The sequence below is a fragment of the Gemmatimonadaceae bacterium genome (assembly GCA_036003045.1).
Taxonomy (GTDB): Bacteria; Gemmatimonadota; Gemmatimonadetes; order Gemmatimonadales; family Gemmatimonadaceae; genus JAQBQB01.
Window position 1 is genome coordinate 119,303 of sequence record DASYSS010000099.1, and the last position, 19,203, is coordinate 138,505.

Genomic DNA, 19,203 nt, shown 5'->3' on the forward strand with positions numbered 1-19,203 from the left:
TTCAGGACACTACAAAGCGCGTGCGGGTCAACCGCCAGATTCGCATCAGTCCAGTCCGCGTCATAGGCGCCGACGGATCGCAGCTCGGCATTCTCGAAGTGGATGTCGCGCTGCGAATGGCGGATGAGCTAGGGTTGGATCTGGTCGAAGTTGCGGCGACTGCCCGCCCTCCCGTCGTTCGGATCATGGACTACGGGAAGTACAAGTTCGAGATGGCGAAGCAGGCGAGGCAGGCGAAGAAGAAGCAGCACGTCATCGAGCTCAAGGAAGTGAAGTACCGCCCTGGGATCGATGACCACGACTTCGACACCAAGACGCGGCACGCGCGCCGGTTCCTGGAAGAGAAGAACAAAGTGAAAGTCACGATGATGTTTCGCGGCCGACAGGTGGCCCATCCCGAGCTCGGGCAAGCCGTGCTCGAGCGGGTCGCCACGGCCCTCACGGATGTCGGAAAAATCGAGAGCTCGGGAAGATTGGAAGGCAAGTCCATCACCATGATTCTCGCGCCGAAATGACGCGCCTACGTCGTCCTGAGCGAAAGCGACGGATCCGCTTTGAGGAAATGCTAAAATGCCGAAAATGAAGACCCACAAGGGCGCGAAGAAGCGCTTCAAGGTGACGGGCACGGGTAAGGTCCGCCGCTACAAAGCCTTCAAGAGCCATATCCTGACCAAGAAGACGGCCAAGCGGAAGCGCCGCCTGCGTCAGGCCGGCCTGGTGTCCACGAACGGTGAAGTGAAGCACGTGAAGCGCCTGCTGCAGGCGTAAGGACCTGGAGACACTCCGATGCCTCGTGCCGTATCCAAAGTTCCGCGCCTGAAGCGGAAAAAGCAGATCATGAAGGCCGCGCGCGGCGCCTTTGGCGCGCGCAGCAAGCTGTGGGGCCCCGCCAAGGACAACGTCGAGCGCGGCTGGAAATACGCCTACCGCGACCGCAAGAACAAGAAACGCGATTTCCGTCGGCTCTGGATCACGCGCATCAATGCCGCGGCGCACCAGCACGACATGAATTACAACACGCTCATGAATGGCCTCAAGCAGGCGGGCATCGAAGTGAACCGGAAGATCCTCGCCGATCTCGCCGTCCACGATCCCGCGGCGTTTACCTCGCTCGCCGACAAGGCGCGCTCCGCGTTGAACGCAGCGTAGATTCCTCGCTCTTCACTCAACGGCGGCAGCGCGACCTCGGTCGTCCTGCCGCCGTTGTTTGCTTTCCCGGTGGACCGGTGGACCGGTCGACCGGCCCACCGCCAAGCACCAATCGCCGATGGACCTCCAGCAGTATCTCGCCGACGCCGAGCGCGTCGAGCACGAAGGAACCGCCGCCCTCTCCGCGGCCGCGAATGCCGACGATCTCGAGTCGGCGCGCATCGCCGTGCTCGGCGACCGCCACGGCCGCGTCAAAGCGCTGCAGGAGGCCCTCAAGGGCATCGAAAAGGCCGACAAGCCGGCCGCCGGCAAACGCTTCAACGAGGTCCGCACGCGTCTCGAGGCGCTGCACACCGAGCGCAAGTCGTCGCTCGACCGCGCGCGCGACGGCGCGCGCCCCGACGATCTCACGCTGCCCGCGCGACGCCAGTGGCGGGGGGCCAAGCATCCGGTCACGCTCGTTTACGAGGAAATCGAGTCGATCTTCCGCGAGCTCGGATTCACGGTGGCCGCCGGCCCCGAGGCCGAGACGGAATGGTACAACTTCGGGGCGCTCAACTTCCCGGAGAACCATCCGGCGCTCGACGCGCACGACACGCTGTATCTCGAGGGCGGCGGGCTGCTGCGCACGCACACGTCACCGGTGCAGATCCGAACGCTCCAGTCGTATCCGCCGCCGATCCGCGTGATCATTCCCGGCACGGTCTATCGCCGCGACTTCTTTGACGCGTCCCACGCACCGGCGTTCCCGCAGCTCGAGGGACTGTGCGTCGACGAGGGGATAACCTTCGTGGACCTCAAATCGACGCTCAATCGGTTCGCCGAGCGCCTCTTCGGCGCGTCGCGCACTCGCTTTCGTCCGTCGTACTTCCCGTTCACCGAGCCGTCCGCCGAAATGGACGTGCAGTGCGGCGTCTGCGGCGGCGTGGGTTGTCCGGTGTGCAAGGGCACCGGCTGGATCGAGATCCTCGGTTCCGGGATGGTGCATCCCGCTGTGCTCGAGGCGTCGGGCGTGGATAGCGAGCGCTACACCGGATGGGCGTTCGGCATGGGTCCGGCCCGCATCGCCATCAGCCGCCTCGCGATTCCCGACATCAGACTTCTCTACGATTCCGACGTGCGCTTCCTGGAGCAGATCGCCGAATGAACGTCTCGTACGAATGGCTCAAGGCGTTCGTTCCCTTCGAACAGTCGCCGGTCGAGCTGCGCGAGCTGATCACGGCGCACGTGTCGACGGTGGACGAGCTCGTCCCGCTCCGTCAGGACCTCGCGGCGTTCGTCGTCGCTCGCGTCGTCGAGGAAGCGCCGCACCCGGACTCGGATCACCTGCACGTGACGCGCGTCGACATGGGCACCGGCACGCTGCTCGACGTCGTATGCGGTGCGCCGAACGTGCGCGCCGGAAAGCTCTATCCCTTCGCGCCGACCGGTACGGTGATGCCGAGCGGGTTCACGATCCAAAAACGAAAGATTCGCGGCGCGATCTCCGACGGCATGCTCTGCTCGGCGCGCGAGCTCGGGCTGGGTGAGGAACAGGACGGGATTCTCGAGCTGGACATCGACGTCGCCCCCGGCACGCCGCTGCTGCGCGCGCTTCCGCTGGGCGATACGCAGATCGTGGTCGACGTCGGCGCGAACCGGCCGGACCTGCTGTCGCACCTCGGAATCGCCCGTGAGATCGCCGCGCTGACGCGTCAACCGCTCGCTCTTCCCGTGATCGAGAACGCCGGCGGCTCCGTTCCGGATCCCGTCAAGGCGCAGGATTCGGCCAACGCCGACTCGCTGCGCGTCCGTGTGGCCGAAGCGGGTCTCGTGCGGCGGTTCATGGGCGTGGTGATCCGCGGCGTGACGATTGGGCCGAGCCCGGCCTGGCTGGTGAAGCGCCTCGAGTCCATCGGCGCACGGTCGATCAACAACGTCGTCGACGCAAGCAATTATGTGTTGCACGAGCTCGGCCAGCCGACGCACGCGTTCGATCTGTCGAAGCTCGGCGGAAGTTCGCTGATCGTTCGGCGGGCCAAAGCCGGCGAGCGAATCACGACGCTCGACGGAACCGACCGCGCGCTTCGCGAAGAGATGATCGTCATCGCCGACGCCGAGCGTCCGCAGGCGGTCGCCGGGGTGATGGGCGGCCGCGAGAGCGAGGTCACCGACGCGACGACGGACATCTTTCTCGAAGTCGCGAACTTCGACCCTCGGCGCGTCCGCACCGCGCGCCGCGCGCTCGGCCTCTCGACCGACGCGAGCTACCGCTTCGAGCGCGGCGTGGACGTCGAGATCGCGCCCAAGGCTCTAGAGCGCGTCGCCCAGATCATCATGCTGCTCGCCGGAGGAAGCGTCGCGGGCGCGCCGGTGGATCTCACGGGGCCCTCGTCGAAGCCAACACGACGCGAACGCATCGTCGTTCGCCCAATGCGAGTCTCGGCGCTCCTGGGAACTCCCATCGCCGCTGGTGAAATCGAGCTGCTCGTTCGAAGCGTCGGGTTCGACGTGGAGCTTGCGGACGACCATTTGCGCGTGGCGGCGCCTTCGTGGCGTCAGGACGTGTCGCTCGAGGTGGATCTCATCGAGGAAGTCGCGCGGCTCCGCGGATACGACAGCTTCCCGCTGGAGATGCGCCCGTTCCGGCCGGGGATCGTGCCGGACGATCCGACGTGGCTCACCTCGAAACGCGTCCGCGAAACACTCGTCGGGGCGGGGATGCTCGAGCTTCGACCGATGCCTTTCGTCGCGGGCGGATCGGACTTCGCGCGCGTCATGAATCCGCTCGCCGAAAACGAGGCCTACCTCCGGCGGGACATCCTCGACACGCTGTCTCGGCGCGCCGAGTACAATCTCGCGCGCATGCAGGGGAACCTTCGCCTATTCGAGATCGGATCGGCCTTCGATCCGAGCGGCGCGCGCCTGCCTGTCGAAGACCTCCGCGTCGGCGCGTTGGTCATGGGGCGCCGCGAGCCGCCGCATTTCACCGACCCAAAGTCTCCGGAGTTCTCGGCGTGGGCAGTCTACGACGCCTGGGACGTGAAAGCTTTGGCCGTCACGGTCGCCCGATCGGCATATCCCGGAGCGGAAGTCGAGGTGGTCGCCAGAGACGAGAAGGATCTTTGGGCGAGTGTCACCGCGGCCAGACCCGTTCACGATGACGCGCTCTGGCTCGTGATGGTGAACGGTCTCCCCGTCGGCCAAGTGCGACGTCTGATGCTCGACGCGCCCGTGTGGGCGTCGCCCGCGTTCGGCGTCGAGTTGTCGCTCGGGGTCATGTCGTCGGACGACGTCGCGCCCGCCGGAAAGTCCGCATATCGCATCGCCGAGCGTGCTCCCGAGACCCCGCGTCGCTTCATCCCGCTGCCGTCGACGCCGGCTTCCGAGTTCGACCTCGCGCTCTCGGTGCCCGACGGTGTCCGCGCGGCCGAGGTGGAAGCGGTCATGCGGCGCGTGTCCGGCAAACTCCTCGAAAGCGTGGAATTATTCGACCGCTATGTTGGCGCTGGCGTTGAACCTGGGTATCGAAGCCTCGCGTGGAGGTTGACGTTCCGCCATTCGGAGCGCACTCTACGTGATCGCGAGTTGGAAGCACGACGCACGGACATCCTTCGCGCACTGGCCGAGCTCAATGTCAGACAACGAGCGACCTGAGTCGCACGCAGTCGCTGAACTGGATTTGCTGGTCCGCCATCTGGCGGACGAGCTGGCGGCGTTTCGCCGTCGCGCCCTGACGGCGGAGTCGAAGCTCAAGGAAGTCGAGGGCCAGGAAGGAGGCGCCGTCGCCCTCGACTTGTCGAGCCGGGTGACGACGTTGGAACGGGAGAACGAGCGCCTGCAGAACCGGCTTGATGAGGCCACTGCCCGCGCCAAGCAGATGCTCGAGCGGGTTCGGTTTCTTCGCCAGCAGGCGCGCGGAGGTGAACGGTGAGCAGCAAGAAGACCACGACCCGGGTCACGATCCTCAACGATGAGTACACGATCCGGACGGACACTTCGCCGGAGCACGCGCACGAGGTCGCGAACTACCTCGACGCTTTGATTCGCAAGGTCCTCGCGAGCGGCGCTGTGGTCGAATCGAGCCGAGCCGTGGTGTTGGCGGCCCTTCAGGTCACCGGCGAATTGTTTGATGCTCGTGCGTCACTCGACGAGACGAATGCTTCGATCGCCGACTTGAGCGATTTCGTACGACCGCTTCTGCCCCCCTCGAAGCGGGCGGGCTAGCCGCGACGTTGTGACGTCGGACACGGCTTCATTGCGCTTTAGGTAATCTGCTAATAGCTTAGCGCGCATAGCCGAGCTGGCCCGTAGGTGCAAGCGCGCCCGGTATTTAGCGAGACCCATGTGATGCCCTTCGCCGGCGTCGTGTCGGATTCGCTGTAGGTTACCGAGTGTGCGCCGGCGGGACAGCCGTGGTTCTCCTGGGTCCGCGGCCCACCCCGCGGTGGAGCATAGATTCCATATGAACGAGTACGCGATCTTTGCCGCGCTTGGCACCCTTATAGTTGCCGGGCCGGCATCTTTCATTTTAGGAAGGTCGAGAGGGCGAGCCGCCGAGCGGCAGCGACAGGCCGACGCGAAAGCGACCGCGGAGGACACCGCGAAGCGGATCGTCGGCGATGCCGAGCGAGACGCGGACAACCTCCGCAAAACGGCCGTCGTTTCCGGCAAAGAAGACGTGATTCGCCTCCGCGAAAACTTCGAGTTGGAGGTCCGCGGCCGTCGCGAGGAAGTCGAGCGCGAAGAGCGCCGCGTCTCGGAGCGCGACACCGTGCTCGACCGGAAGTTCGAGGTCCTCGAGCAGCGTGACAAAGAGCTAGGCAAACGCGCCAGCGACTTCGGGCGGCGTGAAAAGGCCGTTGGCGAGCGCGAGCAGGAACTCGACAAGCTCGTGAGCGAGGAACGACGACGCCTCGAGCAGATGGCCGGCATGTCCGCCCAGGACGCCAAGAACGAGCTTCTTCGCCGGATGGAGGAGGAGGCTCAGGCCGACGCCGCCAACCGGATCCGCGAGATCCGGGAAAGCGCCAAGCGAAACGCCGAGCGTGAGGCGAAAAAGATCGTCGCGCTCGCGATCCAACGGATCGCCGCCGACCACACGGCCGAGACGACCGTATCGGCCGTGTCGCTGCCCAACGACGAGATGAAGGGTCGCATCATCGGACGCGAGGGGAGAAACATCCGGGCGTTCGAGCTGGCCACGGGTGTCGACGTCATCATCGACGACACCCCCGATACAGTCGTCGTCTCGTGCTTCGACCCGATCCGCCGCGAGATAGCGAGGCTCGCGCTCGAGAAGCTCGTTTCCGACGGCCGTATCCACCCAGGCCGTATCGAAGAGGTCGTCAACAAATCGCGGAAGGAAGTCGATACGCAAATCACCGAGACGGGCGAGCAGGCGGCGTACGACGCCGGCGTGCACGGACTACATCCCGAGTTGGTCAAGCTGGTCGGACGTATGCGCTGGCGAACGAGTTACGGCCAGAACATCCTGCAACACTCGAAGGAAGTCGCCTGGCTCGCCAGCATCATGGCGACGGAGCTCGGGCTCGACGTGAACATGGCCAGGCGCGGCGCGCTGCTGCACGACGTCGGCAAGGTTCTCACGCACGAGCACGAAGGCACGCACGTCCAGCTGGGAGTCGAGGTCGCGACCAAGTACGGCGAAAATCCGCTGGTCGTGAACTGCATCGCGGCCCACCACGATGACGTGCCACACGAGAGTGAGATCTCGGTCCTCGTGCAGGCCGCCGACGCGATCTCCGGATCGCGCCCAGGCGCCCGACGCGAGGCCTTCGAGACGTACGTGAAGCGGCTGGAAGGCCTCGAGAAGATCGCCTCCAGCTATCGAGGCGTCGAAAAGGTGTTCGCCATCCAGGCGGGCCGCGAAGTGCGTGTCATCGTGCTGCCCGACCACGTCGACGATGCCCGTATGACGACGATGTCCGAGGAGATCGCTCGGCGCATCGAGGCGGAATTGCAGTACCCGGGGCAGATCAAAGTCGTGTTGATTCGCGAAACGAGGGCCGTGGACTTTGCGCGCTGAGCCGATGGCTGCACCTGCGGTGGACAAAAAGTTGATCGACGGGACGGCGCTCGCGGCGCGGATGCAGGGCGAGGTCGCGCGGCGTGTCTCCGCGCTTACCGCCAAAGGCGTGACGCCGGGACTCACCGTGGTGCTGGTCGGCGACGATCCCGCGAGCGCGGTGTACGTCGGCGCCAAAGAGCGGACCTGCATCGAGCTCGGCATGAACGGCGAGACGATCCGCCTGCCGGCAACGACCAGCCAGACGGAGCTCGTGGCGATCGTGGATCGCTTGAACGCCGACCCGGCGGTGCACGGCATTCTCGTTCAGATGCCGCTGCCGAAGGGTATCGATTCCGACGCGATCGTTCGCCGCATTCGCCCCGACAAGGATGTCGACGGATTTCACCCGGTGAACGTCGGCAAGCTGTGGATCGGCGAGCGCGACGGGTTTGCGCCGTGTACACCGTCAGGTGTGCTCTACATGTTGCAGACCTATGGCGTCACGACCGCCGGCGCCGATTGCGTCGTCATCGGACGAAGCAACATCGTCGGCAAGCCGATGGCCGCATTGATGGTTCAGCCGGGAGTCGACGCCACCGTGACCGTTTGCCACAGCCGCACGCGCGACCTTGCTGAGCAGACGCGACGCGCGGACATACTCATCGTCGCCGCGGGGCGGGCCGAGATGGTCACGGGCGACATGGTGAAACCGGGCGCCGTGGTCATCGACGTCGGCATGAACCGGATCCCAGACGCGACCAAGAAGTCGGGCACACGTCTCGTCGGCGACGTCGCGTTCGAATCGGCGCGCGAGGTCGCGTCGCTCATCACGCCCGTCCCAGGCGGAGTCGGCAAGATGACGATCGCGATGTTGATGGCGAACACCGTGAAGGCCGCCGAACAATTGGGAACGGCGGGATGACTCCGCGTCGGTCCGCCGGCGATAGCGGTGAAGGCGGCGACCTCAATTTGTTTTCGGCGCCGGATCAGGTCGAACGCGCTCCGGCCCGCCGCCCCGCGCCTCCACCGATGCCGACCCTTCCCCCCGAGGCGCCCGCCCGGTATCCCGGCGAGACCGCGCAGAGCGCCATCTCGATCGGTACGTTGAACGAGACCGCTCGCGAGCTGCTCGAAGGCGCGTTCATCCCGCTCTGGATTCGCGGCGAGGTCGGCGACTTCAAGGCGCACCGCAACGGTCATTGGTACTTCACGCTGCGCGATCGCACGGCTCAGGTCCGGGCCGTCGTGTGGAACCGAGACCAGCGTCGAATCGCCGCGCCGCCCGACGACGGCATGCAGGTCGTGGCCTTCGGGCGGCCGACCGTCTATCCGGCTCGCGGCGAGCTTCAATTCACCGTGCTGCGCCTGGACGCCGAAGGTGATGGCCTGCGTCGTAAGGCGCTCGAAAAAACTCGGCAACGGCTCGAGGCCGATGGACTTCTCGCGCCGGAGCGCAAACGCGCGCTCCCGCGATTCCCGCGGGTGATCGCCGTGATCACGAGCCCGGACGGTGCGGCGCTCCACGACATCGTGGCGGTCGTGCGCCGGCGTCGCGCGGCGGTGCGGCTGGTCGTCGTGGCCGCGGCGGTGCAGGGCGATTCGGCGCGCTCCGAACTGTGCGCCGCGCTCCGCCGCGTGTCGAAGTGGGGACGCGCCGACGTCGTGATCGTCTCGCGCGGCGGCGGGGCCAAAGAGGATCTCTCCGTCTTCAACGACGAGAAGGTCGCGCGCGCCGTCGCGGCGTGTCCGGTACCGACGATTTCCGCGGTGGGCCACGAGATCGACGTGTGCATGTGCGACCTCGTCGCCGACGTTCGCGCCCCCACGCCATCCGCCGCCGCCGAAGCCGCCACACGATCGCGCGCCGAGCTCGAAGCCGAGTTGAGACGCATCGCGACGCGTCTCACCGGTGGCGCACGCTCTGCCGTCCGGATGCGCAAGGATCGGCTGCGCCACGCGGCGCGCGACCTCGCCGAGGTCGGCTCGAACGTGGTCGCCGCGGAAAAGAGCGCCATTCAATCGATCGCCGGGCGGCTGCACGCTTTGAGTCCGTTGGCGACGCTCGCGCGCGGCTACGCCGTGCCGCGCGGCCTGGATGGGGCAACGCTCACGTCGATCAATTCGTTCATCGACGGTATGCCCTTCGAGCTAGTCGTGAGCGACGGCGTCGTGCCGGCGCGCGTCCGCCGAGACGAGAAGCCATGACCTTCGAGCAGCGGCTGGCGCGGCTGGAGGCAATCGTCGCGCAACTCGAGCGCGAGGGTGTGGATCTCGCCCAATCGCTCGCGCTGTTCGAGGAGGGCGTGGAGCATCTGCGCGGGGCATCCGCCGATCTCGCCAACGCCGAAGCCACGGTGCACCGCCTCGTTGAACGCGCCGACGGAACGTTTGATGTCGTCGATCGGCGTGAGTGAACGCGCGCCTCTGTCGATCGACTGGAGGGCGCAGCGCTCGGCGATCGATCGGGAGCTCTCGTCGCTATGCGATCGACACGCGAACGATCTCGGACCGCAGCTCATCGAGGCCGTCCGATACGCGCTGCTCGGCGGAGGCAAGCGGCTCCGCGGTCTGCTCCTCCTCGCGGCGTATCGCGCGGCGGGAGGAACGGCGGATGCGTCGGCGCTCGCCGCCAGCATCGAGGTGGTGCACGCGTACTCGCTCATCCACGACGACTTGCCGTGCATGGACGACGACGACATTCGCCGCGGCCGGCCGACCGCGCATCGGGCATTCGGCGTGCGCACCGCGACCGTCGCCGGCGTGGCGATGGTGCCCGTCGCCGCGCTCTCGGCGTTTCGCGCCGCCCGCGAGCTTGGGCTCAGCGACGAGCAATCCGCGAACGTCGCCGGAGAGCTGATGCACGCTTCGGGAGCCGGCGGAATGATCGGCGGCCAGCTCCTGGACCTCGACGCGGAGGGAAGCGATCCGCCCGTCGAAGATCTGGAACGAATCCACCGAGCAAAGACGGGCGCATTGATTCGGGCGGCAGCGGTGATCGGCGGAATGGCGGCGCAGGCGTTGCCGGCGAAACTCGACGCGCTCGCCGAGTACGGCGATTCGATCGGTCTCGCGTTTCAGATCGCCGACGACGTGCTCGACGTCACGGCCACTACCGACCGCCTCGGCAAGACCGCTGGACGCGACCTGGATCTGGCCAAGGGCACGTACCCGCGCGCGCTCGGCGTCGCCGGGGCTGAGCGCAGGGCAGGCGAGTTGGTCGAGCAGGCGTGCCGAGCGTTGCGCCACGAGGGTTTACTCAACGAGGAGCTCGATGCGCTGGCGCATTTCGCGGTCGAGCGCGCTTCGTAGCCGGTCGCTAACTTTTACAGCGACAATGCTCCCCCCCACCCACCCATGAGCATCCTCGACCGCGTCAATTCGCCCGCTGACGTCCGCGGGATGAACCGGGAGGAGCTCCGCCACCTGGCGGACGACGTGCGCGCCCGGCTGATCGATGTCTGCTCGCGGACGGGCGGCCATATCGGCGCCGGATTGGGGGTCGTCGAGCTGACGATCGCGCTGCACTACGCTTTCGATACGCCCCGCGACCAGCTCGTGTGGGACGTGGGCCACCAGGGCTATCCGCACAAGTTGCTCACCGGCCGTAACGCGCGAATGGAAACACTGCGCCAGGAAGGCGGAGTGTCCGGGTTCCTCAAGCGCAGCGAGAGCGACTACGACGCATTCGGCGCCGGGCACGCGTCGACCTCGATCTCCGCCGCGCTCGGCATGGCCGTCGGCCGGGACGTGAAGGGTGAAGACTTCAAGGTCGCCGCGATCGTCGGCGACGGCGCGTTGACCTCGGGCTTGGCCTACGAAGGACTCAACAACGCCGGACACTCGGGCCGCGACATCATCGTCATCCTCAACGACAACGAGATGTCGATCGCGCCCAATGTCGGCGCGATGTCCAAGTATCTCAACTCGGTGCAGCGGAACTCGCTCTACAACCGGGTGCGTTCGGCGATCGGCGAGCTCGTGGACCACGCGCCCGGCCCGCTGTCGTCGGTGGGCACGCTCGTCCGCAAATGGGAGGAGAGCGTCAAGACGTTCCTCACGCCCGGCGTGCTGTTCGAGGAGCTCGGCTTCCGCTACTTCGGTCCGATCGACGGCCATGACATCGGCGCGATGATCGACACGCTCACCGCCGTGCGCGCGATGAAAGGACCGCGGCTCGTTCACGTCATCACGCAGAAGGGAAAAGGATTCCCCGCCGGGGAACGAAGCGGCGAGAAATGGCACGCGCTGCCGCCGGGGCACGACCCGACGACCGGTGCGCAACGCAAGCAGTCGACGTCGAATCCGGCGTACACGAAGCTGTTCGGCGCCGGTCTCGCCGAGTTGGGGAACCACGACAAGAGTGTCGTCGCGATCACCGCGGCCATGCCGAGCGGCACGGGCACCGACGCGTTCGCGAAGGCGCATCCCGACCGCTTTTTCGACGTGGGCATCGCGGAGGGTCACGCGGTGACGTTCGCCGCGGGGATGGCCACGCGCGGCGTGCGCCCGGTCGTCGCGATCTACTCGACGTTCCTCCAGCGGGCATACGACAGCATCGTGCACGACGTCGCGATTCAATCGCTGCCGGTGACGTTTTGCCTCGACCGCGCGGGGCTCGTCGGCGAAGACGGCGAGACGCACATGGGCCTGTACGACATCGCCTACCTGCTCGCGGTGCCGGGCATGACGGTCACGGCGCCGAGCGACGCCACGGAGATGCTTCGCCTCCTCGGGACCGCGGTGCACCACACCGGTCCGTTCTCGATTCGCTATCCTCGCGACGCGGCGCCGGACGTGCCCGCGCCGGCGGCGGTCCTCGACCCGATTCCCTATGCGACGTGGGACGTGCCGCGCCGCGGGACTGACTTCGCCATCTTCGCGGTGGGAACGATGGTGCGTCCATCGCTCGCGGCGGCTGAGTCTCTCGCGGCCGAGGGCATCAACGTGAGCGTCGTGAACTGCCGGTTCATGAAGCCGTACGACGAAGTGACGCTCGCCGCGATCCTGGCCGACCATCGCCATGTCCTGGTCGTCGAGGAAGGCACCGTCGTGAACGGATTCGGCGCCTTCATGTCGTCGGTGATCGCGCGGCATGATTCGGCGGTTCGGGTCTCGGTGCACGGAGTGCCCGATCGCGTGATCCACGCGGCGTCGCGCGCGCGGCAGCTCGCCGTGTGCGGCCTCGACGCGGCGGGAATCGCCGAGCGGGTTCGGGCGTTGCACGAGAGCGAGGCGATCGCCGGGTGATCCGCCTCGGCGTCGTCGGACATCGCGGCTACACGGGTCTTCCCGCCGTCTTGCAGACGCTTCGCGAGCTGTCGCCGGCGCTCGGACTCGAATTGGCGTACGAGGACGAGCTCCACGAAGTCGCCGGTGGCAAGCGAATCGAAGATCCGTCCCATCTCGATGCGTTGCTCACGCTCGGCGGCGACGGTACGCTGTTGCGCGGGGCGCGCGTCATAGCGCCGCACCCCGTTCCGATCCTCGGTGTCAACCTGGGGCGGCTCGGCTTCCTCACGTGTTGCAACGCCGACCAGCTCTCCAACGCGCTGATGCGTTTCGCCCGGCACGACTACGTGGCCGAGCCTCGCATGGCCCTTCGCGCCAAGGTGCTGGACGTGCGCGGCGTCGAGCGCGAGCGGTGGATCGCGCTCAACGACGTGGTGTTGCACAAGGGGGGATTCGCGCGCGTCGTCTCAATTCGTGTATCGGCGAACGGTGAAGCGGTCGCCAGCTATGCGGCGGACGGCGTCGTGCTCTCGACACCGACCGGCTCGACGGCCTACAGCCTCTCGGCCGGCGGACCCGTGGTCTTTCCGACGCTCGAGTCGATCGTCGTCACGCCGGTGTCGGCGCACACGCTCGCGATCCGGACGGTGATTCTTCCGTCGAGCGCCGAGGTGACGCTCACGGCCGACGACCAGCCGGCCGAGCTGCTCGTGACCGTCGACGGCCAGGTGGGAACCACGTTTTCCGGCGGTGAGACGCTCAGCATTCGGCGCGCCGAAGGCGACGTGTTGATCATTCGGTTCCCCGGCGCGACGTTCTTCTCGACGCTCAGGCAAAAGCTGGGATGGGGAGGGCTCGCCGAGCGAGACGCGGAACGCTAGGAGCCGGTGGCGGATGCTGAGCGAGCTGCGAATTCGGAACTTCGCGATCATCGAGTCGCTCGCTTTGCCGCTCGCGCCTGGGTTCAACGTTCTCACGGGCGAGACCGGAGCGGGGAAGTCGATCATCGTCGGTGCGCTCGGACTCTTGCTGGGCGACCGCGCCAGCGCCGACGTCATTCGAAGCGGCGCCGACCGCGCCACGGTCGAGGGAACGTTCGACGCCGGCGAGCGTCCGGAGATCCGCGCGCTGCTCGATCACCATGGCATCGAGATCGAGAATTCGATCGTGGTGCTCAAGCGCGAGGTGACCGCCGGCCGCGCACGCGCTTGGATCAACGGAACATCGGTCAACGCGGGAATCCTCGCCGAGGTCGGACGCGCGCTGGTGAACATCCATGGCCAGCACGAAGCCCAAACGCTCCTCGACCCCGCCGCGCAACGACACATTCTCGACGCGTTCGCCGACTCGGAAAAGGAAGCCGCGACAGTTGCGCGTGCCCATTCGGAGCTCGCCACGGCCGTCCGGGAGATCGCCAACCTGTCGAAGCGGCGCGCCGAAGCCGCGCGGCGCGCCGATTACCTGAGGCACGTCGTACGTGAGATCGGCGACGCCAAGCTCGTCGAGGGCGAAGACGTGCGGCTCGAGGACGAAGCGCGACGACTCGAGAACGCGGACGAGCTGCGCGCGCTCGCCGGTGGACTCGCGTCGACGCTCGACGGCGACGACGACGCCGTGCTCCAACGACTGGGCGCGATTGCCAAACAATTGTCATCGATCCAACGGATCGACCCGGCCTTGTCGCGGTTGCAAGAGGTGTTCGACTCGGCGTACTTCGCGATCGAGGCACTGGCTCGCGAGCTGACGGAATACGAGGCGTCGGTGGATCTCGACCCGTCGCGGCTCGAGGAGGTCAGGCGGCGACGAGACCTGTTGTTTCGGCTGACGAAGAAGTACGGCGGCTCGATTCCGGAGGTGATTCGAGCCGTCGCCGAGGCGCGGGCCGAGCTCGATCTCGTCGACTCGGCCGATATGGACGTGAAGGAACTGGAAAGCCGCGAGCGCGCCGCGCGGTCCACGCTGGAGTCGGGGGCGCGCGCGCTCACGGCGAAGCGGCAATACGCCGCGAAGCGGCTCGCGCGTGCCGTGGATAAGGTATTGCCGGATCTCGGCATGCCCGACGGGCATCTCACCGTTTCGCTGAACGCGCTGCAGCAAATCGCCGAGCATGGAGCCGAAGACGTCGAGTTCCGGGTGGCGCTCAACGTCGGACACGAGGCGCGTCCGCTCAGCCGCGTCGCGTCGGGCGGCGAGCTGTCGCGCGTGATGCTCGCGCTCAAGACGATATTGGCCCGTTTGGACCGCGTGCCGACGCTGGTCTTCGACGAAGTGGACGCGGGGATCGGGGGACGCGTCGGCCTTCAGGTCGGCGACACCCTCCGCCGCGTCGCCGGACACCACCAGGTCTTCGCCATCACGCACCTGCCACAGATCGCGGCGCGGGCGCATCATCACATCGTCGTCAGCAAAGGTGCGCGAAGCGGGGTGACGACGGCCGACATCAGCATCGTGTCGGACAACGAGCGGGTGACGGAAGTGGCGCGGATGCTCGGCGGCGACGCGGAAAGCGCGACGAGTCGCGCGCACGCCCGAGAGCTGCTGGTGGCCGGTAAGGCGCAACTGACTACTGAGGCAGGCCTGCCTGGCGCTTGAGCATCGCGATGGCCGACGCGAGCCTAGCCTCGAGCGTCAGCCCGGAGCATGAGCTGCTCACAGCGAGGCTCGAGCCGCCATCCGAGATGCGTGTCAAGCGGCAAGACGGCGGAATGTGACGCCGTCACCTGCCCAAGTACACTTTCAGCATCACCTGGTCCCGAAATGCCTTTGGTACCGGCCCCCCGCTCCCGGTGAGCGTCTCGAGATGGCTGAACGAGACTTCGTACGGCACCTTGCGCGGCACGGCGTTGCTGATTCCGGTCGTCGAATATGAGAAACCGAATCCCAGGGCTTGGGTCGTCGCGGCGGCGTTGCCGAGCGGAGCGTTGCTGGCGACGGCGACCACGGGGACGTACTGGTCGGCGCCAACGTTCGTGAACGTGTATTCGCCGTTGATTGTGAAGTAGCCCGCCAACCGCCAGCGCGGGATGACGCTGAACGAGATCACGTTGCCCGCGCTGTAGGTGCCTGGCACCGGGTCATCGAGGGGAAGCAACAGGTCCGCGGGATTTGGAACGCGGGCGACGTTGATCGAGCCGAACTGCGCGGTATAGGATCCGAGGATGGTCGCCCCGACGTGGCCGCCGAACAGCAGATCGCTCGCCGCGCCGATTTCCACACCGGGTTGGCCGTAGCCAGTGGGCACGTCGAACATCCGGTTGCGATTCGCCGGCTCGCCGGTGCCGAGGCGGAACTCACCATGCACGGCCAGCCGCGCTTTTCGCCCGGCGATCGTGTCACCGAAATTGTTGAATAGTTGAAGCGTTGCGCCGACGGACACGTCGCCGATCGAGGTGCGGCTCACGCTCGCCAGCGAGTCGCGTCCGACGTTCGCGAACATCTGCTGCAAGTCGATGCGCGCTCCGGGGCCGCCCGCGCCGGCGACCGTGCCCGTGATCGTCGCCGTCGGCAACAGCGTTTGATATTGCGCGATCAAATTGGCGAGGCGGGCGTCGATCACCACCTGAGTCAGGGTGCCGGCGATCGGAACGAACTGCTGCCCCGGATGCGCGACGTCGCCGCCGTACAGGGTTTCGATCGCGGTCGCCGTCGTGCCCGTCGTTTGGACTAGCGTCTGGACCGTGGCCGGCTGCGCCAGGATCGACGCGCAGTCCGGGGTCGGTGTCGCCTGGCATTGCGCCAGGCGCTGCGACAGCGCCGTCGCGGCAGAGCGTAGGGACGCGACGAGCGCGGACTCCGACGCGCGCAGCTGCGTGTTCGTGAGCGACGGATTCGGCCCGACGTTGACGGCGCCGAACGTCGGATTGAGCTGCTGAAACACGGTCGAGCGCGTCTCGACCAGCGGGACGACGGCGTCGATCGTGAGATACTTGAGCAGCCCGTACTCGAGAATGAGCGGCGCGGTGACGATGCGCGAATTGGCCGCCGCGACGAGCCGGCCGGCCGTGAGGCGAAACGCCGGATCGTTGGTCAGCGTCCGGACCGCTTGCTCGACCGGCGCCAACTGGGGCGCGCGGACGGTCGTCAACGAATCCGTGTTGAGACTGTACGCGATGTTGCGGGGAAACCCGGTCAAGCCGGGCGCCGTGCCGAACAGCTCGTCAAAGCGAGTCCAGGCCGAGAGCACGCGCACGGCGCCGACCCCGCGCGGGAGCACGGACGCGTCGACCTGCGGATTGGTTGTGGCCTGGGCGACGGATCGGCGGGCGGAGAGGCAGATGAGGAGCGCCGCGCTCGATCGAATGAACTTGCGAACCGTCAATCGAAAACTCGCGTCGCGCGACGTGGGACGTTATTGGGGGATCGAAGCATGGCTGGTCCGACTATCATTCCTCGGTCGCCAACAAGATACACTCGCGCTCGTGTCACTGCTTCCGCCTCCGTCCATTCCGTGGCAGATCACCGGCAACCATTGGGTTGCGTTGCCGTGCATTCACCCCGCCGACGCGTCGATCCACGCCGTCGGGATGCTCCATCGCGCCGCGCGATCGGCGATCGAATTTGCCGGCGGACCGAATTTCATCGACGGCACCGAGCCGCCGCTCGCCCGTCCGATGCTCGGCGTGGATGGCGTACGCCATTACCTGTCGGAAGTTCCGATCGCATGGGAACGCGCGCTGGGATGGATTCCGACCTTCACGTGCACGGTCGGCGAGCTGCTGGTGCGCGGAACGATCTTCGCGCCATACGGCCGAGACGCCGACGTGTCGGGGGCGGTCTACGCGCTCTCGATCGAGAACCGGGGCGCCGCGCAAAGAACAATTGACGTCTCGCTCGCCGGCACGGCGGGCCACCGACAGCTTCGCGTGCAGACAGCGCGGCCGTTCGAGGACGCGATCCGCGTATCGCGTTCGGCGTCCGGCACGGTGCTGCTCGAAGGCGCATCGCTTCCCGGTCTCGCGGCGCTCGCGATTCTGGCCGACGGTGAAGCGCAGATCGACATCGACGGTGTCAGCTACGGCATCCGCCGCACGATCACCATCGCGGCCGGGGCGAGAGAGCAGGTGGCGTTCTTCATCGCCGTCGGACCCGAGCGTGATGGCGCCGAGTCGACCGCGCTCGTGCTTCGCCGCCGCGGATGGCGAGAGCTGCTCGCGTCCACGCGCGACGCCGTGCAATCGCTCGAGCAGGCGTCGGGCAACGAAGCGATCGACCGGCTGATCAACCGGAATCTCTTGTTCGCGTACTTCTACGCGGTCGGCCGCGCGCTCGACGACGCGCAGTACTATCTGGTGCGCTCGCGCGCACCATGGAACGGCCATGGGATGACGATCCGCGATTGGGACGCGCTCACGTGGACGATTCCCGCCGTGCAGTTGGCCGACGCGCCGCTCGCGCGAGAGCTGCTGCTCCGGATGTGCGAATTGCACGGCTACGCGCCGGGCAGGGGAGTGCACTATCTCGACGGCACGCTCTTCGAGCCCGGCTTTGCGCTCGAGGGGGTCGCCGGCTACCCCATCGCCACCGACCGCTACATCCGCGACACGGGCGACGACCGCGTGGTCGACGAGCCGGTGCTCGCCGATACGCTCTATCTCGTCGCCGACGACCTGGAGGCTCGGCGCGACAAGCGCATTCCGCTCTACACGACCGAGGTGAGCCCGTCGGGCGTTCCCGCGCCACATCCGTTCACGCTGCACGCGAATGCCGCGGCCGCGCACGCGCTCGACGTGTTGAAGCGAACGCTCGATGAAGACACCGCCAAGGAGATCGAGGACCCCGACGCCGTTCGCGCGGCGATCCATCGCCATTTCATCGTCGAACATCCGGCGAAAGCGACGTCGGGCGCGACGAGCGGCGCGACGGCAGGCACATCGTCGGGGAGCGGCGGACGCTCGACGTTCGCATCGTCGATCGACCTTGCGGGCGCGACGTCGGAAGCCGACGACCCGTCGGCATCGGCGTTCTGGCTGCCGATCTACGAAGCGGTGCCCCGCCACGACTCGACGTATCGTCGCACGGTGAAGGCGATCGACGTGACGCCGCACTCGCTCACGCAGCAGTGCGCGCGGCTCATCGGCCCCGACGCCGCGAACGTGCTGCAGTGGCTGCGACGCGCGACGCTGGATGGAGGTCGTGCCGCCGAAGTGATCGACGCCGAGGGCATGGCGGTGGCGAACGGCGGCGACGCATCGCTGTCCGGGCTCCTCGCGTGGACCGCGTGGTACGCCGTGCACGCGCTCGGCGAGCGCCCCTGAGTTGGGGTATATTCACCGCACGCGGGAATAGCTCAGTTGGTAGAGCACAACCTTGCCAAGGTTGGGGTCGCGGGTTCGAGTCCCGTTTCCCGCTCTTCGTGGGCGCGCTCGTCGGCGCGCGATGAATCCTCCCCGACGAGTTGCGTGCGCCGCGGCCGATGGTCCTAGGTTCGCCGTCGGTGAGTGAATCGCCAGGATGGCGAAACGGGTAGACGCGAGGGACTTAAAAGCATCAAAGCTCATCAACAGGAGCGCTGTAACTCTAAGCCAGGCAAACTGTTATTGACATAAGGTCCGCCCGCACCTACCCTTACACAACTCTTCCACACTTTCGACGGTTTCAAGAGTTCTGGAGGGCGGGGTGAACGAACAGCACACCATCCTGGGCGGCAAGGTCCACGTCTACAAACGCCCGAACAGCAGTTGCTGGCAGTGCTCCAGCTACCTTGGCGGCAAGAACCGCCGGACCAGCACGAAGGAAGAGAGCCTCGCAAAGGCCAAGGACGTGGCCGAGGACTGGTACCTGGAGCTTCGCGGAAAGCTCCGGTCTGGCGAGATCAA

General features: G+C 66.8%; 18 protein-coding genes and 1 tRNA gene. 18 read left to right on the forward strand and 1 reads right to left on the reverse strand.

The annotated features are described in order from the left end of the window. Window positions 1–20 precede the first annotated feature (20 nt). From infC to recN, 15 genes are all read left to right on the forward strand, one after another. Window positions 21–515, forward strand: a complete 495-nt coding sequence (gene infC / locus VGQ44_21765; GenBank protein HEV8449465.1) for a translation initiation factor IF-3 — start codon at window positions 21–23, stop codon at window positions 513–515. A gap of 55 nt (window positions 516–570) precedes the next feature. Beyond that, window positions 571–768 (forward strand): 50S ribosomal protein L35, encoded by a 198-nt coding sequence (gene rpmI / locus VGQ44_21770; protein ID HEV8449466.1) that lies wholly within the window; start codon window positions 571–573, stop codon window positions 766–768. Between the two features lie 18 nt (window positions 769–786). Next, window positions 787–1,149 carry a 50S ribosomal protein L20 gene (rplT, locus tag VGQ44_21775; GenBank protein ID HEV8449467.1) on the forward strand — a complete coding sequence of 121 codons (363 nt, stop codon included), beginning with the start codon at window positions 787–789 and terminating at the stop codon, window positions 1,147–1,149. A gap of 118 nt (window positions 1,150–1,267) precedes the next feature. Beyond that, window positions 1,268–2,296 carry a phenylalanine--tRNA ligase subunit alpha gene (pheS, locus tag VGQ44_21780; GenBank protein HEV8449468.1) on the forward strand — a complete coding sequence of 343 codons (1,029 nt, stop codon included), beginning with the start codon at window positions 1,268–1,270 and terminating at the stop codon, window positions 2,294–2,296. Continuing rightward, window positions 2,293–4,785 (forward strand): phenylalanine--tRNA ligase subunit beta, encoded by a 2,493-nt coding sequence (pheT, locus tag VGQ44_21785; protein HEV8449469.1) that lies wholly within the window; start codon window positions 2,293–2,295, stop codon window positions 4,783–4,785. Before pheS ends, pheT begins: the two co-directional genes overlap by 4 nt. Beyond that, window positions 4,763–5,062 carry a hypothetical protein gene (locus VGQ44_21790; GenBank protein ID HEV8449470.1) on the forward strand — a complete coding sequence of 100 codons (300 nt, stop codon included), beginning with the start codon at window positions 4,763–4,765 and terminating at the stop codon, window positions 5,060–5,062. The genes pheT and VGQ44_21790 overlap by 23 nt, the downstream gene beginning before the upstream one ends. Continuing rightward, window positions 5,059–5,355 carry a cell division protein ZapA gene (locus tag VGQ44_21795; GenBank protein HEV8449471.1) on the forward strand — a complete coding sequence of 99 codons (297 nt, stop codon included), beginning with the start codon at window positions 5,059–5,061 and terminating at the stop codon, window positions 5,353–5,355. The genes VGQ44_21790 and VGQ44_21795 overlap by 4 nt, the downstream gene beginning before the upstream one ends. A 238-nt stretch (window positions 5,356–5,593) precedes the next feature. After that, entirely contained in the window at window positions 5,594–7,177 is a 1,584-nt protein-coding gene (gene rny / locus VGQ44_21800; protein HEV8449472.1) for a ribonuclease Y, read from the forward strand. Between the two features lie 4 nt (window positions 7,178–7,181). Further along, on the forward strand, window positions 7,182–8,081 hold the full coding sequence (folD, locus tag VGQ44_21805; protein ID HEV8449473.1) for a bifunctional methylenetetrahydrofolate dehydrogenase/methenyltetrahydrofolate cyclohydrolase FolD: 900 nt from the start codon (window positions 7,182–7,184) through the stop codon (window positions 8,079–8,081). A 107-nt stretch (window positions 8,082–8,188) separates the two neighbouring features. Beyond that, the gene (gene xseA, locus VGQ44_21810; GenBank protein HEV8449474.1) at window positions 8,189–9,364 is read left to right on the forward strand and encodes an exodeoxyribonuclease VII large subunit; all 1,176 of its coding nucleotides are present in this window, start codon (window positions 8,189–8,191) and stop codon (window positions 9,362–9,364) included. Beyond that, a complete protein-coding gene (gene xseB / locus VGQ44_21815; protein HEV8449475.1) occupies window positions 9,361–9,573 on the forward strand; it encodes an exodeoxyribonuclease VII small subunit in 213 nt (70 codons plus the stop codon). Before xseA ends, xseB begins: the two co-directional genes overlap by 4 nt. Continuing rightward, the gene (locus tag VGQ44_21820; GenBank protein HEV8449476.1) at window positions 9,551–10,468 is read left to right on the forward strand and encodes a farnesyl diphosphate synthase; all 918 of its coding nucleotides are present in this window, start codon (window positions 9,551–9,553) and stop codon (window positions 10,466–10,468) included. The genes xseB and VGQ44_21820 overlap by 23 nt, the downstream gene beginning before the upstream one ends. Window positions 10,469–10,513: 45 nt before the next feature. Beyond that, entirely contained in the window at window positions 10,514–12,406 is a 1,893-nt protein-coding gene (gene dxs / locus VGQ44_21825; protein ID HEV8449477.1) for a 1-deoxy-D-xylulose-5-phosphate synthase, read from the forward strand. Further along, complete coding sequence (locus tag VGQ44_21830; protein HEV8449478.1) at window positions 12,403–13,269, forward strand: NAD(+)/NADH kinase; 867 nt, start codon at window positions 12,403–12,405, stop codon at window positions 13,267–13,269. Before dxs ends, VGQ44_21830 begins: the two co-directional genes overlap by 4 nt. A 13-nt stretch (window positions 13,270–13,282) precedes the next feature. Then, the gene (gene recN, locus VGQ44_21835; protein HEV8449479.1) at window positions 13,283–14,980 is read left to right on the forward strand and encodes a DNA repair protein RecN; all 1,698 of its coding nucleotides are present in this window, start codon (window positions 13,283–13,285) and stop codon (window positions 14,978–14,980) included. 124 nt (window positions 14,981–15,104) lie between these two features. Here the strand turns inward: recN and VGQ44_21840 are convergent, their stop codons facing one another. Continuing rightward, a complete protein-coding gene (locus VGQ44_21840) occupies window positions 15,105–16,706 on the reverse strand; it encodes a hypothetical protein (GenBank protein ID HEV8449480.1) in 1,602 nt (533 codons plus the stop codon). Between the two features lie 100 nt (window positions 16,707–16,806). On the opposite strand from VGQ44_21840, the gene VGQ44_21845 reads away from it, so the two are divergent. From VGQ44_21845 to VGQ44_21855, 3 genes are all read left to right on the forward strand, one after another. Further along, window positions 16,807–18,642: a hypothetical protein gene (locus tag VGQ44_21845; GenBank protein HEV8449481.1), complete on the forward strand. Its 1,836-nt coding sequence runs from the start codon at window positions 16,807–16,809 to the stop codon at window positions 18,640–18,642. Window positions 18,643–18,663: 21 nt separating this feature from the next. Beyond that, a tRNA-Gly gene (locus tag VGQ44_21850) sits at window positions 18,664–18,736 on the forward strand. Window positions 18,737–19,003: 267 nt separating this feature from the next. Then, the coding region (locus tag VGQ44_21855; GenBank protein ID HEV8449482.1) for a hypothetical protein at window positions 19,004–19,203 on the forward strand (200 nt) is incomplete at its 3' end.